Below are 13,747 nucleotides of genomic sequence, written 5' to 3'. Positions count from 1 at the left end.
AGCAACGGTAAAGACTGTTGCTAATTGACAACAAACTGACTGTTGTTCCGATCAGTGATCTGCTCTTGTTGACGCAAACAACACCAACTCACAGTCTGTCACGCGATCAAGGACGTGAAGGATTCGGGAAAACTCCATGAGAAGATACCGTCCCCCCTATCGGCCTGCCCGCAAAAGCAACGGCATAAGTTTTCGCGGCATCTTGTTGACTATATTGCTTTTTTCCGTTCTCGTTACACTCATTGCCTATCTACCGATACCGTCCGGACCCCTAAAAACTTTGAATGGGCCGGTCTATGTGATCGACGGTGACACCCTGGTCCTCGGCAAAAAGCGTATCCGTCTCAAGGGCATCGATGCACCGGAGATTCAACAGCAATGTGTCCGGGCAGGAAGCGGCTACGACTGCGGCCAGGAAGCTCGCAACATATTGCGAGGCAGAATCGGCCGTTCCCCGATTCGATGCGAAACGGAAGGGCGAGATCAGTACGGTCGTGATCTGGCGCACTGCTATCTCGGTCAAACCGACCTTAACGGCTGGATGGTTGAACAGGGTTGGGCCGCTTCCTATGGAGACTATCAGCGCGAAGAAAGAGAAGCTCGCCGCAACCGACGCGGCATATGGGCCGGACAGTTCGAGCAGCCATCCCAATGGCGCAAGGAACATCGCAACGAGGAAGCCGATGACAAACCACTGCCGGATGTAATCGGCGACGCCTATACCTATATCAGGAAGCGTATTCGGACCTTCATTGAAATGATCCTGCCCCGAAACTGATACTATTGATGGAAAAACTAGACGTACTCACTCGCTCAATCCGGGCCTGCCGCATCTGTCGCGACACACCAGAATTTCTACCCCCCCTGCCGCACGAGCCCAATCCGGTCTGCATCGGCTCTGACACAGCGAGGGTTGCCATTTGCGGTCAGGCGCCAGGAATTCGCGTGCACAACACCTCCCTGCCATTCAACGATCCGTCCGGCGATCGCCTGCGGCAATGGCTCGGTGTGTCACGCGAGGAGTTTTATGATCCATCACGCTTCGCGATTGTCCCGATGGGCTTTTGCTTTCCCGGCTATGACAAACATGGCGGCGATCTTCCCCCACGTCGCGAATGCCGCCAGACCTGGCATGACCGTATTTTTGCGGCAATGCCGCAACTGAAGTTCATGCTTGTCGTCGGACAATACGCTCTGGCCTATCATCTGCCTGATTATAGTGGTCGCAATCTCACTGAAACCGTCAGGAACTGGCAGCGTTTCATCGATACGCCCAATCCGGCAGGCAGAATCACCCTACCCTTGCCGCACCCATCCTGGCGCAATAGCGGCTGGCTCAAGCGAAATCCATGGTTTGACGCAGAAGTTGTGCCTGCGATTCAGGCAAAAGTGCGAGAGCTCATCCAAGACGATAAATAATTTTTACTCCTCTCGTTTTCATAAGAATATTTTTCCTGTAAATTCGGATCATTGCGAACCATAAGGTATGACGTTTCATCTATTCGCAAAGTTCGGGAAACGATTTCTAAAACCGGGAACGGGAACGCATGGACAGGCTCGACAGGAAGATACTGCGCTTATTGCAGGAAGACGCGACACTTGCGGTGGCTGATGTTGCCAAGAAAGTTGGCCTTTCCACGACGCCATGCTGGCGCCGCATCCAGAAACTCGAAGAAGATGGCGTCATCAAGCGCCGTGTCGCCATTCTCGATCCCGTCCGCGTCAATGCACGGGTGACGGTGTTCGTGTCGGTGCGTACAAGCTCCCACAGTCACGAATGGCTCAAGCGCTTTTCCGAAGTGGTTCAGGAGTTCCCTGAAGTCATCGAGTTCTACCGCATGAGCGGTGATGTGGATTACCTGCTTCGTGTGGCTGTACCGGATATCGCCGCCTACGATGCGTTCTACAAGCGCCTTATAAGCAAGATCGAAATTCGCGATGTGTCTTCGTCCTTCGCCATGGAGCAGATTAAGTATACCACCGAATTGCCACTTGATTACATGGTGCTAGACAAAGACAACAACTGAGACTTTCAAGTTGTTGATTTAAAAGAAAAGCCCGCCATAGAGCGGGCTTTTTTGATGATCCTGAAGGTCGTTATTTCGAGCTGGATATTCCAGCCTGTTCAAACGTGGCCATACCGCTATGGCACAGTGCCGCCGCCTTGACGATCCCGGCTGCAAGCGCCGCACCGGTTCCCTCGCCGAGGCGCATTCCCAGATCTAGAAGTGGTTGCTTGCCCATTTTCTCAAGAAGCTTGCGATGGCCCGGCTCTGCGGAAACATGACCGAACAGACAATGGTCTATGGCTTCTGGATTGGCGACATAGAGTATCGCCGCAGCAGCGCTTGCCACGAATCCATCGACGATCACCGGAATTTTCTCCATGCGCGCTGCCAGAATTGCACCAGCCATGGCTGCGATTTCACGCCCGCCGAGACGGCTCAGCACTTCCAGCGGGTCTTGCAGATGTGCCTGATGGAGAGCGACAGCCTGGCGAACGGCGGCAAGCTTGCGCTCCAGCAGTTCACCCGTTGAGCCGGTGCCGGGGCCAACCCAGTCTTCCGCCGCCCCACCGAAGAGTGCCAGCGCGATTGCCGCCGCAATCGTGGTATTACCTATACCCATTTCACCGATGCACAGGAGATCGGTTCCACCGGCAATCGCTTCCATGCCGAAAGCCATGGTCGCGGCACAGGTGCGCTCGTCCATGGCAGGCTCTTCGGTGATGTCTCCGGTCGGGTGTTCCAGCGCCAGATCGAAGACCTTCAGCCCAAGATCGTTGGCGATGCAAATCTGATTGATTGCTGCACCACCAGCGGCAAAATTCTCGACCATCTGCGCCGTGACGCTTGGCGGAAACGGGGTGATATTCTTGGCTGTAACGCCGTGATTGCCAGCAAACACCGCCACCAGCGGGCGACTGATCTGAGGTGTGCGCTTGCCGGTCCATGCGGCCAGCCACGCCACGATCTCTTCCATGCGTCCGAGCGAACCGGCTGGCTTGGTCAGTGTAGCCTCACGCTCACGTACGGCCCTTTCCGCTCCCAGGTCGGGGCCCGGAAGATTTCGGATCAATTCTCGGAAATCGTCAAAAGGTAGGCCGCTGGCGCTCATAAGTTCAGTCCAATCAATGATGGGAGGTGTAAATTCGTTGGGCTCGTCCTATAAGCACTGACGCGAATTTTCAAATCACCTCTTTGAGTTGAAGCAATATTGAGGCGAATTATCGCGGGAATCCGTTTCGGGAAACAAAGTGGAACAGTCACTTGCAGCGAAATAGTCTCATTGGCGACACGATCCGGAGTCTGGGTTTTCTGAGCCGCCTGCCGCTTCCGCAGCGCTGGTTTGGAAACGGTGATGATTCGTTGCCCCGCAATGCCCGCGCCTTTCCGCTCGCAGGAGCGGTGCTGGGCCTGCTGGCAGGCGCTGTGCTTTTCGTGGCCTATAAAATGAACCTCCCGTCCCTTGCCTGCGCGCTGCTCGCGATTGGCGCCCTGGCGGCGATGACCGGCGCGCTCCATGAAGACGGGCTGGGCGATACTGCCGATGGCTTCTTCGGCGCATCTTCCGTGGATCGCAGGCTGGACATCATGAAAGATTCCCGTATCGGGACTTTCGCCGCGCTGACGCTGATTGTCTTCGTCGGTTTGAAAGCGGTTTTCCTGATGGCGATCATCGACCGTGCGGGTGCAGGATATGCGGCGCTTGCGCTGATCGGCAGCGAAGCAGCGAGCCGTGCAGCCATGCTGGCATTCTGGCATGCCCTGCCCTCCGTGCGTCCCGGCGGGCTTTCCGACAGTCTCGGCCAACCGCAATGGGAGACGGTTGTTTGCGGGTTCGTGATCGGGCTGGTCTTTCTTGTCTTCACGCTCATACCTGCGGGTGGGTTTCTTTCGTCCATCAATGCGCTTGTGCTGGTAGCAGTTCTGCTTATCGGCTTTGCCCGACTTTGCATGGCTAAAATAGGCGGGCAAACAGGCGATACACTGGGCGCAGTACAGCAGATCGCATCGGTTGCCGTCCTCGCCGGGCTTGTTATGGCCCTTTAACGCAACCACATTCCAGTCATGGACACGACAACCATCGAATCCCCGTGCATACTGGTTTGCACGATAGATACGGAAACCGGCTTCTGCCTCGGCTGTGCCCGGACGCTGGATGAGATCGCACGCTGGTCCAGCATGAGTGCGGAAGAGCGATTGGCCGTATGGGCGCTTCTCGCCGACAGGCACGAGATTATTGTAGAAAAGAGAATTGGCTGATGGGGCGCTTTTTCTGGCTCATTATTGCGGCAGTTGCGATTGTTGTCCTGCTGCTGATGTCCAACAATGACAGCGGCTCAACGCTTGGCATGGAGAATGACGTGTTTGCCCGCGCTGCCTATCTCGGCATATGGGGTGTCGTGCTTGCTGCCGGTCTGCTCGGCTCCGGCATCAAACTGACCGACTTTGCGCGCAACATGGCGATGTGGGCTGTGATTATTCTTGGCCTCGTTGCAGGCTACCAGTATCGATATGAGCTACAGGACGTCGCGAGCCGCGTCACAGCCGGGCTAATTCCCGGAAGCCCTATTTCTGGGCGCAATGCCGATGGCACCCTGACCGTTACGCTTGCAAAGGCTGCGAACGGCCATTTCGAGGTCAACGGGCGCGTGAATGGTGAACGGGTTCACTTTCTGGTCGATACCGGTGCTTCATCTGTCGTCCTGTCCCAGCAGGATGCAGAGCGCGCAGGCATAGACACCGCCTCGCTAAACTATTCCGTCCCGATTATGACGGCCAATGGCACGGCAACTGCAGCAGTCGTCAACATTGCCACATTGCAGATTGGGGATATCGAACGCCAGAATGTGCGCGCCATGGTGACGAAGGAAGGTTTGATGACCGGCAGCCTGCTCGGCATGAACTTCCTGCAAACTCTCGGCGGATTCACGGTTCGCGGCGACCAGCTTATTCTGATTGATTAAGCAGATTCTGTCGCCGCTTCAGTCACGACGGAATAGGCCTGACGCAGAACGTCACTGGCTGCTCCCGGCTTGGTGGCGTCTGTCGAAAGGATCTGCCGCCAACGCCGCGCGCCCGGCTGCCCGGCAAAAAGCCCGACCATATGGCGGCTCACATGCGAAAGCCTGCCGCCTGCCGCGATATGGCGATCAGTATAGGCGCACATTTTATCAATGATATTTGCTATCGAAATGTCGGATTGTTCGTCACCGTAAAGACGTGCATCCACCTCTGCCAGAAGTTCTGGATTGTGGTAGGCAGCGCGACCGAGCATCACCGCGTCGACAATCTGCAAGTGCCGCTCTGCTTCATCCAGTGTATTGATTCCTCCATTGATGCCGACGAAAACGTCACCAAGCCGTGCCTTGAGACGATAGACGCGATCATAATCAAGCGGTGGAATCTCGCGGTTCTCCTTGGGCGACAATCCTTTCAGCCAGGCTTTGCGGGCGTGAACCCAAAGCGCATCGGCGCCAGCGTCAAGCGTCAGATCGGCCAAAGTATCGAGCGCAACCTCCACGTCCTGATCGTCAACGCCAATACGACATTTGACGGTAACTGGCACGGAAACGGCCTCCTTCATGGCTGAAACGCAATGCGCGACCACGTCCGGGGTCTGCATGAGACAGGCTCCGAAGGTACCGGACTGCACACGATCCGACGGACAGCCGACATTGAGGTTGATTTCATCATAGCCGTAATCGGCACCGATCTTCGCGGCCTCTGTCAGTTTTGCCGGATCGGAACCACCCAACTGTAGCGCCACGGGATGCTCGGCGGCGTCGAAACCAAGCAACCGGTCACGTGGGCCGTGAATGATGGCATCCGCCACGACCATTTCGGTATAGAGCAATGCGTGCCTTGAAAAGAGCCGGTGAAAGTACCGGCAATGTCTGTCCGACCAATCGATCATGGGGGCAACGGCAAAGCGCGCGTTCGGATAGTTGGTTTTTTTTGATTTTATTTCAGTCATTTATACAACAATCCTGAGAATGCGATTCAGTCGCAATCGGCGCTTTCGACATTAACTTGAAACCGGAAAGGTGCCAAAAGCCACAATTGATCGAAATGATCAAGTTACGCTGATATTGCAGTCACCACTCGATATAGTGAGCCGAAGCGAGTTTTCATACCCGGTGTGGGGAGACTGGCTGCTCCAAAGACTGTCTTCTCACCCAATAAACATTATGATCGCTTGTAGAAGTATTCTACCGATTCTCATCTGCGTAATTAAAGGAAATTCGGCGTGACCTCCTTTTCCCCCTTCGGCAAATCATTCGATGCGTTCCTGTTCGACATGGATGGCACGATATTGAGTTCTATCGAAGCGACCGAACGCGTGTGGAGCGAATGGGCAATAGGCCATGGCATCGATCCGGTCACATTCCTGCCGACCATCCACGGTGTTCGGGCGGTCGAAACCGTCCGCCGGCTCGCTTTGCCGGGTGTGGACCCGATCCGCGAGGCACAGAGATTGCTTCAGGCCGAAATGGCAGATCTGGAAGGTATCGCACCTATCGATGGCGCATATGACTTCCTCAGTTCATTACCAGAAAACCGTTGGGCAATCGTGACCTCGGCACCGCTTGAACTCGCTACCCGTCGCGTTGCAGCGGCAGGATTACCAATGCCGAAGACCATTGTGTCCGCTGAAGACGTGGAGCGCGGCAAGCCTAGCCCTGAATGCTTCCAGCTGGGCGCGAAACGGCTTGGCTTCGATCCGCACAATTGTCTTGTGTTCGAGGATGCGCCTGCCGGTATCGTTGCCGGAGAAACAGCCGGAGCAAGCGTCGTCGTGGTGACCGCAACCCATCCGCATTCACCCAAAACATCTCATCTGAGCATCGAAAGCTACCGCTTCTTGCAGCTCGATATTCTGGATGACGGCAAACTGGCTCTGGAACCGACCGCTCCCTTTCCTGTCGGCTAAATCACTCGCCGTCCTTCTCGCCAGACGGTGCGGATGATCGGAACGTGATCAGCAATCTGCACCCTGACCAGATCGGCCCGTTTTTCGGCAACAATCTCGCCGCGATCCTCCAACCCTACCGCTTTGGCAGGGTTGGCGGCAACCAGACGAATGGCTTGCGGCAGCGAAATATTCTCGACGACATCGGCGAGAAAGAACGCAGATTGCATCATGCTGGCCGGAATATAGTCCGATGATATAATGTCGAGATTTCCAGCTTCAACCAGTTCACGCGCGGATACATTGCCCGAATGCGAACCACCGCGCACGACGTTTGGCGCCCCCATAAGCACTGACATCCCGGAATCCTTCGAGGCCTTAGCCGCCGTGTGTGTCGTAGGAAATTCTGCAACCCTTATTCCCTGCGCCTGCGCCTCTGCGACATGCTCTATCGTCGCGTCATCATGGCTGGCTAGAATTACTCCGCGTTGATGGCACAATTCCGCAATCGCCTTCCGTGTCGGCGCGGAATATTGCTGGGACTGACCGATACGTCGCTCGCAATAGAGCCGGAACTCCTCTTCCGAGAATTTCAGCTTGCGGATGAAATAGGTCTTGTAGGTTTCGATATCAGTAAATTGACGCTGTCCCGGCGCGTGATCCATCAGCGATACCAGCCTGACCAGCGCCTGATTGCCGAACTGCTCGAAAGCCGGAAGACAATCAGGTGCAGAAACTTCGCAACGCAAATGCAGGAAATGGTCAGCGCGCAGACGGCCCGCATCGCGCCCCTCGGCAATCGCGGACGAAAGCTTGCGCATGTCATCGATACCTGTCTCGGCGTCGTCATCGAAACCTATGCGCAATGCGTCGAAAACAGTGGTGATCCCGGAGGCGGCAATCTGCGCGTCGTGCGCCTGCACGGCGGCGATGGGGTTCCAACGCACTTTCGGACGCGGAGCATAGTGTCCTTCGAGATGATCCGTGTGCAGTTCTACCAATCCTGGGGTCAGGAAGTCGCCTTCCATATCGTCGCCAATAATGGATGCGCCGGTGGAAATATCGGCGATCTTGCCGTCAACAATCTTGAGGGAACCGAGAACGACATCGTCAGAGAGCACGATGCGGGCATTGCGCAGAACCGTTTCACTTCCCATTGCCTACGGCCTCCCAACCGCTCGCGGAGCCCGAGCAGCCCCTATCTTGCCGCCGGTCAGAGGATGCAGCGAATGAATCTCGAAAGGAGCCCCTTTCTCAGGTTCCACGAACAGAGCAAGATTCGCAACCTCTACCACATCGTCCAGCAGCGGTGTGAAGAACTCGTCCAGCGTCCGCTCCACCCGAGCGCGGTCCTTCTCCTCCACCGGACCGGTCAGGGTCATATGAAAGCGGAACTCTTCAAATACATAGGGATAGCCCCAGCGTTCGATGTTGTGGCGTTGTGTTTCGCTGAGACGCTCCGGCCTCCGCTTCGCAATTTCTGCCTCGGTGAGAGGAGCGCGAAAACGATCGAAGGCCACGACAACATCATTGGCAAGCTGATTCAGCTCGGCAACCGGCTCTTCCGGCACGAGAGCGAAAAACGGGCCAATTGCGTGAAGCTTCAAACGAGGAATGACAACCGGTGATGCCGACGACGCGAAATGCATCAATGCGGAAAGCAGGTCGTTTTCAGTGTGTTCGCCACCCAGACGGAAGGGAGCCTTCATCGTCGCATGGAAGCCATAACGCCGCGGCTCTTCGGTCAGCTGGAAGATTTCGTCGGTCGCAAGCGAGCGAATCGCCGGCATCTTGACCGGCTCGCCGCTGAACGCATTTCGCCCGAGCCAGTTTGCGGCAACCTTCAGAAGCGCATCATTGGATGGCGGCGTGAAATAAATCGCATAACGCATGTCAAATCCTTAGGCGAGGTTCGCTACACGACGTCAGCGGAACTCTAAATCAGGTAATGCATCGCGCTTCTAAAAATCTATCGCGATTTTGAGGGCGATGCAGTCGGCGGATGCTTACACAATGAATGTGGCAAGTCGATAAAGGCTGTATGACTGCCGACAAACCAATTTTACATAGCCGCAAATTGGTATAGGCGTTAGCCCCATCAGAATTGAGGAGACTGACATGGGCGGATTTGCGGCTATCGGCGAATGCATGATCGAGCTTTCTGGTAATGAAGGCGACCAATGGCGCATGGGTTTTGCGGGCGATACGCTCAACACCGCCTGGTACATGCGGGCACTGACGGATAAGTCCTACCCCGTCGAATATGTAACCGCTTTCGGCACAGACAGCTTTTCACAGAAACAGCGTGTATTTCTGACGTCGAACGGTATCGGCATCGCGCACAGCCCCATTATCGACGGGCTTCATCCCGGCCTTTATGCAATCACCCTCGACGGTGCCGAGCGCTCCTTCACCTATTGGCGCAGTGATGCCGCCGCAAGACGCCTCGCAAGTGACCGCGATGCCCTGGAAAAGAGCCTGACAGGCTGCGATATCATCTATTTTTCGGGCATTTCAATCGCCGTGATCCTGCCGGAGCATCGCGCTACATTTTTCAACGTCTTGCGGAAATGTCGCGCAGACGGTTCACGAATCGCTTTCGACCCGAATTTCCGTCACCAGCTCTGGCCCGACCGGAAAGTTGCGCAGGAGATCATCAGCGAAGCGATGCGCATTGCTGATATTGCCTTGCCAACATTTCCAGATGAACAGGCGCTCTTTGGCGACAAGGACGCTGGCACCTGTGCAGATCGTCTATCCGCACTCGGCGTAAAAGAGATCGTCGTCAAGGATGGCACGGAGCCCGCTCTGGTCGTCTCAGACAATAATAGAGAAACCGTACCGTCCGTGGTGGCCCAAGCCGTGGACACCACTGGCGCTGGTGACAGCTTTAACGGTGCTTATCTTGCAGCACGATTGAAAGGACTTTCTCCGGTCCAAGCCGCCCACAAGGCGCACCGGGTTGCAGCCCGTGTCGTTGAGATACGCGGCGCGCTCGCTCCCATGGAAACCGCACGCGCCGCTTTTGCTGACTAGCCTTCCTCGCGCGTGAAACGGAAATGACTGGTCTGGGCGTAAATCTCGCCCGGGCGTAATATTGCCTGCGGGAAATAGGGATATTCCAGCGATCCCGGCCATATCTGCGGCTCCAGGCAGAAACCTGCATGTCTTCCGTAGGGCTTGCCCGTGAGGCCGATACAATCATTGGCCATGGTATTGCCCGCATAGAACTGAATGCCCGGCTCGGTCGTCGAAACATCGAGACGAATGCCGGAACGAGCGCCTTTGACCGACGCACAGCGGCGTAATGGTCCTCGCGCTGCGGCTAAACAAAAGTTGCTGTCGTATTCAACCTGACGGCCATTTTCCTCGCAGCGAATCGGACGGAACTCACGGAAGTCGTAAGGCGTCCCTCTGACCGGCAGAACGCGCCCATCGGGAATGAGAGCATCGTCAACCGGCATATAGGCATCTGCTTCGATCTTGAGCTGATGATCGAGAATATCGCCCTCACCGCCGTCATCCAGATTGAAATAGCTGTGATGCAGCAGATTACAGACAGTCGGCTTGTCAGTGACTGCCTCCAGCCGCACGATGAGCGTCCCCTCGTCCGTAAGCATATAGGTACAGCTCACATTCAAATTGCCGGGGAAACCCATCTCGCCGTCAGGCATCACAGTCGCGAGCGTCACGAAATCCGGGCCGTTTCCGGTGATCTTCCAGACGCGGTTGCCAAGTCCTTTGCTGCCGCCATGCAGATTATGACGCCCCTGAAAATTCGGCTCAACCACGTAAGTCATCCCATCCAGATCAAACCGCGCATTGCGAATACGATTGGCCGACCGACCCGCAATTGCGCCCAGATGTGGTGAATGGGCCGGATAATCGGGAAAATCGCGATAGCCGATCACAAGCGGAGCAGCATGGCCCTTCATGCGCAGATCCTGAATCGCTGCGCCCCAATTTATGATCCTGGCCGTCAGCGGGCCGTTGGAGATCGTGAGCCGGTGAACCGCCTGTCCGTCCGGTGCATATCCAAAGATTTCCGAATTCACTTTTGTCCGCCTGTACATGATGCAGCGATGAGATGCACATGAAGCCGTATCATTTTGCGGGACGCAAGACGCATCATGATCAAATAATGATTTTGAACCAACTTTGTGTAGCCGCATGAGCGCGTAGTTTTCACACTATTTTCACATAAAGGACCGGTGCTATTCTGAGGGTATAACTTACTGCTTATTATCAATATTTACTAAATAAGGACTATTTCAATGAAAACAAATTTTCAAAAATTAATGCCCTATATCTTTAGTGAAGAAGGCGGGTACGTGGATAATCCCGCTGATCCCGGTGGTGCAACAAATATGGGCGTCACCATCGCAACCCTGTCGGCGTGGGAGGGGCATCGGGCATCGCCTGAAGATATAAAAGAGATGACGCAGGCGACCGCGACCGAAATCTATCAGGCCCAATTCTGGAATAAGATCGACGGAGACAACTTGCCCTCGGGACTCGACTACGCCGTGTTCGACTTTTCGGTCAATTCAGGTCCTGCACGTGCGGCACGAATGCTTCAAAGCGTTCTGGGCCTGCCTGAAGATGGAATAATCGGCGCGCAGACGGTTGCCGCCACCAAGACGCGGCCCTTGGATGAGGTAATCAATGCTTTGTGCGATGCGCGTACATCATGGTTGCGAGGATTGTCTACGGCATCCACGTTCGGAAGAGGCTGGCTTGCCCGTGTAGAACGGGTGCGATCCCGTTCTCTGGCGCTCGCCGCAAAATCACCGGTCACCCAACCGGCGGAACCGGTTAAGGATATAGCACCCAAGGCACGTCAGGGCGACATGGCAGTCACATCCGTTCTGAAGCATCCTGAGGCCATCAGTACGATGGGCAGCGTTGCATCAGGCCTCGTAGCGATTGCATCAAGGAATGGTCCCGTACAATACGCGCTGGCAATTGTGATGATGGCTTGTGCTGTTGCTGGTCTTTGGTACTTTGTCAGGCGGGTCAGAAATGAACCCTGATCTTGCCGCGATAACTCAGTTTTGAGAATATTTCCAAAACTAGAGTTAGCCTTTATGTTGCGCATCGCATGTTGCGCGCCTTATATGCGCTTTTGAAAGCTCGGTGCTTATGAAAGTAATATGACTTTCCCTATCACCGGAAAAACGCTAGACACGCGCAAACAGTCAGCTGCGTGCCAACTGTGGCACAGCCATGAATAAAGGAATCGAAACTTGTCCTCTACTTTTGACAAAGTCGCCGACATCATCGCCGAAACCAGTGAAATCGACCGTGATACCATCACGCCAGATAGCCACACTATCGACGATCTGGGCATCGACAGCCTCGACTTCCTCGACATCGTCTTCGCTATCGACAAGGCTTTCGGCATCAAGATTCCGCTTGAGCAGTGGACCCAGGAAGTCAACGAAGGCAAGGTTCCAACTGAAGAATATTTCGTTCTCAAGAACCTCTGCGCGAAAATCGACGAGCTGGTTGCAGCCAAAAAAGGCTGACCTGGCACATAATATGGCGGTATTGAGGGGTGAACAGAAATGTTCGCCCTGATTCCGTTTCTGGCAATACGAAATCTTCGTGTGCCGGGGCAGTCTCAGCATCGATGGACGAACGGGACCCATGCAGAACAATAAAGTCGTCATCACAGGTATCGGCATCATATCATCGCTTGGCGAAGGCGTTGATGTCCACTGGAATGCTTTCTCGAACGCAGGCACTGAGCCGCGCCTCGAAAAGGAAGCCTTTGCGCCCTACACTGTTCACCCTCTCGGTGAAGTAGACTGGAGCTTGCAGATTCCAAAGCGTGGGGACCAGCGCCAGATGGAAACCTGGCAACGTCTCGGCACCTACGCCGCCGGACTGGCGTTGCAGGACGCAGGCATGAAGGACGACGAAGCGCTTTGCGCGACCATGGATATGGTCGTGGGTGCCGGTGGCGGCGAACGCGATATTACCGTCGACATGCAGATTCTAGAGGAAGGCCGCACCCGTAACGACCGTGGCGTCATGCTGAACGAGAAGCTGTCTACCGAACTGCGTCCGACGCTGTTTCTAGCGCAGCTTTCCAACCTGCTCGCGGGCAATATCTCGATCGTCCACAAGGTGACTGGTTCTTCGCGTACCTTTATGGGCGAAGAAGGTTCCGGCCTTTCGGCCATAGAAACGGCAGCCGCGCGCATCCGCACCGGTCAGAGCACTCATGCGCTCGTCGGCGGTTCTTACAATGCTGAACATTTCGACATGATTCTCGGTCACGAGCTTGGCGGACTGCTCAAACATGACGGCTGGGCTTCGCTCTGGCAGCGTGATGGCTCCGCAGGCGGCGGCATGGTTTCCGGTTCCGGTGGCGTATTCCTCGTTCTGGAAAGCGCCGACCACGCGGCCAAGCGAGGCGCGCGCGCCTATGCGGAAGTGACCGGCATCGAAAGCGCACAGATTCGACGCGACAGCGCCGATCTTGCAAGAGCGATCCGCGAGCTCATCCTTGCTGCCAATGACGGCAAGGCGCCCTCCTATGTTGTCTCAGGTGCGTCCGGAGCCCATGACGCGACCGGCGCCGAGAAAACCGCGCTGGATGCTCTTTCAGCGACCTATCGCGGCATTTCAGGCATGACCGGTCATATGCGCGAAGCGCAGTTCCCACTGGCATTGGCCCTTGCGGCCATATCAGTCTGGAAGGGCGAGGCTTTTGCACCGCTGGATGCATCCGAAAAGGACGCTGAAGGCCCAATCAGCGAAGCAATTGTCACCATAGTTGGCGCTACCCGTGCCGAAGGCGCAGCAAAACTGGTGAGAGTATAAG

16 protein-coding genes are annotated in these 13,747 nt (G+C 55.6%); 11 read left to right on the top strand and 5 right to left on the bottom strand.

Translation table 11 applies throughout. The features are described 5' to 3' along the window. Positions 1-136 precede the first annotated feature (136 nt). The 3 genes from FJQ48_RS14625 (at position 137) to FJQ48_RS14615 (ending at position 2,027) form a co-directional block, all read left to right on the top strand. Positions 137-778: a thermonuclease family protein gene (locus FJQ48_RS14625; RefSeq protein ID WP_139975723.1), complete on the top strand. Its 642-nt coding sequence runs from the start codon at positions 137-139 to the stop codon at positions 776-778. Continuing rightward, positions 778-1,419 carry a uracil-DNA glycosylase family protein gene (locus FJQ48_RS14620; RefSeq protein ID WP_139975722.1) on the top strand — a complete coding sequence of 214 codons (642 nt, stop codon included), beginning with the start codon at positions 778-780 and terminating at the stop codon, positions 1,417-1,419. Before FJQ48_RS14625 ends, FJQ48_RS14620 begins: the two co-directional genes overlap by 1 nt. 128 nt (positions 1,420-1,547) lie before the next feature. Beyond that, entirely contained in the window at positions 1,548-2,027 is a 480-nt protein-coding gene (locus FJQ48_RS14615) for an Lrp/AsnC family transcriptional regulator (RefSeq protein ID WP_006466649.1), read from the top strand. A 70-nt stretch (positions 2,028-2,097) separates the two neighbouring features. On the opposite strand, the gene cobT is transcribed toward FJQ48_RS14615, so the two are convergent. Continuing rightward, entirely contained in the window at positions 2,098-3,117 is a 1,020-nt protein-coding gene (gene cobT, locus FJQ48_RS14610) for a nicotinate-nucleotide--dimethylbenzimidazole phosphoribosyltransferase (RefSeq protein WP_139975721.1), read from the bottom strand. A gap of 152 nt (positions 3,118-3,269) precedes the next feature. Between cobT and FJQ48_RS14605 the strand changes: the two genes are divergently transcribed. The 3 genes from FJQ48_RS14605 to FJQ48_RS14595 are packed head-to-tail and all read left to right on the top strand — an operon-like array spanning position 3,270 to position 4,969. Further along, on the top strand, positions 3,270-4,052 hold the full coding sequence (locus FJQ48_RS14605; protein ID WP_139975720.1) for an adenosylcobinamide-GDP ribazoletransferase: 783 nt from the start codon (positions 3,270-3,272) through the stop codon (positions 4,050-4,052). A gap of 18 nt (positions 4,053-4,070) precedes the next feature. Continuing rightward, the gene (locus FJQ48_RS14600) at positions 4,071-4,265 is read left to right on the top strand and encodes a DUF1289 domain-containing protein (RefSeq protein ID WP_139975719.1); all 195 of its coding nucleotides are present in this window, start codon (positions 4,071-4,073) and stop codon (positions 4,263-4,265) included. Next, on the top strand, positions 4,265-4,969 hold the full coding sequence (locus FJQ48_RS14595) for a TIGR02281 family clan AA aspartic protease (protein WP_139975718.1): 705 nt from the start codon (positions 4,265-4,267) through the stop codon (positions 4,967-4,969). Before FJQ48_RS14600 ends, FJQ48_RS14595 begins: the two co-directional genes overlap by 1 nt. Here FJQ48_RS14595 and dusA read toward each other — a convergent pair. After that, positions 4,966-5,979 carry a tRNA dihydrouridine(20/20a) synthase DusA gene (dusA, locus tag FJQ48_RS14590; protein ID WP_139975717.1) on the bottom strand — a complete coding sequence of 338 codons (1,014 nt, stop codon included), beginning with the start codon at positions 5,977-5,979 and terminating at the stop codon, positions 4,966-4,968. The genes FJQ48_RS14595 and dusA overlap by 4 nt on opposite strands. Before the next feature lie 273 nt (positions 5,980-6,252). Here dusA and FJQ48_RS14585 point away from each other — a divergent pair, with 273 nt between their 5' ends. Continuing rightward, on the top strand, positions 6,253-6,936 hold the full coding sequence (locus FJQ48_RS14585; protein ID WP_139975716.1) for an HAD family hydrolase: 684 nt from the start codon (positions 6,253-6,255) through the stop codon (positions 6,934-6,936). Here FJQ48_RS14585 and FJQ48_RS14580 read toward each other — a convergent pair. Next, a complete protein-coding gene (locus FJQ48_RS14580; protein WP_139975715.1) occupies positions 6,933-8,072 on the bottom strand; it encodes an alpha-D-ribose 1-methylphosphonate 5-triphosphate diphosphatase in 1,140 nt (379 codons plus the stop codon). The two genes, FJQ48_RS14585 and FJQ48_RS14580, sit on opposite strands and share 4 nt — an antisense overlap. Before the next feature lie 3 nt (positions 8,073-8,075). Continuing rightward, the gene (locus FJQ48_RS14575; RefSeq protein ID WP_139975714.1) at positions 8,076-8,807 is read right to left on the bottom strand and encodes a DUF1045 domain-containing protein; all 732 of its coding nucleotides are present in this window, start codon (positions 8,805-8,807) and stop codon (positions 8,076-8,078) included. Between the two features lie 226 nt (positions 8,808-9,033). On the opposite strand from FJQ48_RS14575, the gene FJQ48_RS14570 reads away from it, so the two are divergent. Continuing rightward, a complete protein-coding gene (locus FJQ48_RS14570) occupies positions 9,034-9,951 on the top strand; it encodes a sugar kinase (RefSeq protein WP_139975713.1) in 918 nt (305 codons plus the stop codon). On the opposite strand, the gene FJQ48_RS14565 is transcribed toward FJQ48_RS14570, so the two are convergent. After that, positions 9,948-10,970, bottom strand: a complete 1,023-nt coding sequence (locus tag FJQ48_RS14565; protein WP_139975712.1) for an aldose epimerase family protein — start codon at positions 10,968-10,970, stop codon at positions 9,948-9,950. The two genes, FJQ48_RS14570 and FJQ48_RS14565, sit on opposite strands and share 4 nt — an antisense overlap. Positions 10,971-11,189: 219 nt before the next feature. Here FJQ48_RS14565 and FJQ48_RS14560 point away from each other — a divergent pair, with 219 nt between their 5' ends. From FJQ48_RS14560 to FJQ48_RS14550, 3 genes are all read left to right on the top strand, one after another. Further along, entirely contained in the window at positions 11,190-11,948 is a 759-nt protein-coding gene (locus FJQ48_RS14560) for a glycoside hydrolase family 108 protein (RefSeq protein WP_139975711.1), read from the top strand. Between the two features lie 213 nt (positions 11,949-12,161). Next, entirely contained in the window at positions 12,162-12,443 is a 282-nt protein-coding gene (locus FJQ48_RS14555) for an acyl carrier protein (RefSeq protein WP_006466638.1), read from the top strand. A 121-nt stretch (positions 12,444-12,564) separates the two neighbouring features. Then, a complete protein-coding gene (locus FJQ48_RS14550) occupies positions 12,565-13,746 on the top strand; it encodes a beta-ketoacyl-ACP synthase (RefSeq protein WP_139975710.1) in 1,182 nt (393 codons plus the stop codon). Position 13,747: the final 1 nt, after the last annotated feature.

The organism is Ochrobactrum sp. CGA5, assembly GCF_006345815.1.
GTDB lineage: Bacteria > Pseudomonadota > Alphaproteobacteria > Rhizobiales > Rhizobiaceae > Brucella.
Note: the sequence above shows the minus strand (reverse complement) of the source record. Positions and strands in the feature narration are given on the sequence as shown.

What these genes read in the sequence shown, in the direction of transcription:
- FJQ48_RS14625 (WP_139975723.1), top strand. Translation starts at nt 137, where the DNA reads ATGAGAAGATACCGTCCCCCCTATCGGCCTGCCCGCAAAAGCAACGGC.
- FJQ48_RS14615 (WP_006466649.1), top strand. Translation starts at nt 1,548, where the DNA reads ATGGACAGGCTCGACAGGAAGATACTGCGCTTATTGCAGGAAGACGCG.
- cobT (WP_139975721.1), bottom strand. Translation starts at nt 3,117, where the DNA reads ATGAGCGCCAGCGGCCTACCTTTTGACGATTTCCGAGAATTGATCCGA.
- FJQ48_RS14600 (WP_139975719.1), top strand. Translation starts at nt 4,071, where the DNA reads ATGGACACGACAACCATCGAATCCCCGTGCATACTGGTTTGCACGATA.
- FJQ48_RS14595 (WP_139975718.1), top strand. Translation starts at nt 4,265, where the DNA reads ATGGGGCGCTTTTTCTGGCTCATTATTGCGGCAGTTGCGATTGTTGTC.
- dusA (WP_139975717.1), bottom strand. Translation starts at nt 5,979, where the DNA reads ATGACTGAAATAAAATCAAAAAAAACCAACTATCCGAACGCGCGCTTT.
- FJQ48_RS14580 (WP_139975715.1), bottom strand. Translation starts at nt 8,072, where the DNA reads ATGGGAAGTGAAACGGTTCTGCGCAATGCCCGCATCGTGCTCTCTGAC.
- FJQ48_RS14575 (WP_139975714.1), bottom strand. Translation starts at nt 8,807, where the DNA reads ATGCGTTATGCGATTTATTTCACGCCGCCATCCAATGATGCGCTTCTG.
- FJQ48_RS14570 (WP_139975713.1), top strand. Translation starts at nt 9,034, where the DNA reads ATGGGCGGATTTGCGGCTATCGGCGAATGCATGATCGAGCTTTCTGGT.
- FJQ48_RS14560 (WP_139975711.1), top strand. Translation starts at nt 11,190, where the DNA reads ATGAAAACAAATTTTCAAAAATTAATGCCCTATATCTTTAGTGAAGAA.
- FJQ48_RS14550 (WP_139975710.1), top strand. Translation starts at nt 12,565, where the DNA reads ATGCAGAACAATAAAGTCGTCATCACAGGTATCGGCATCATATCATCG.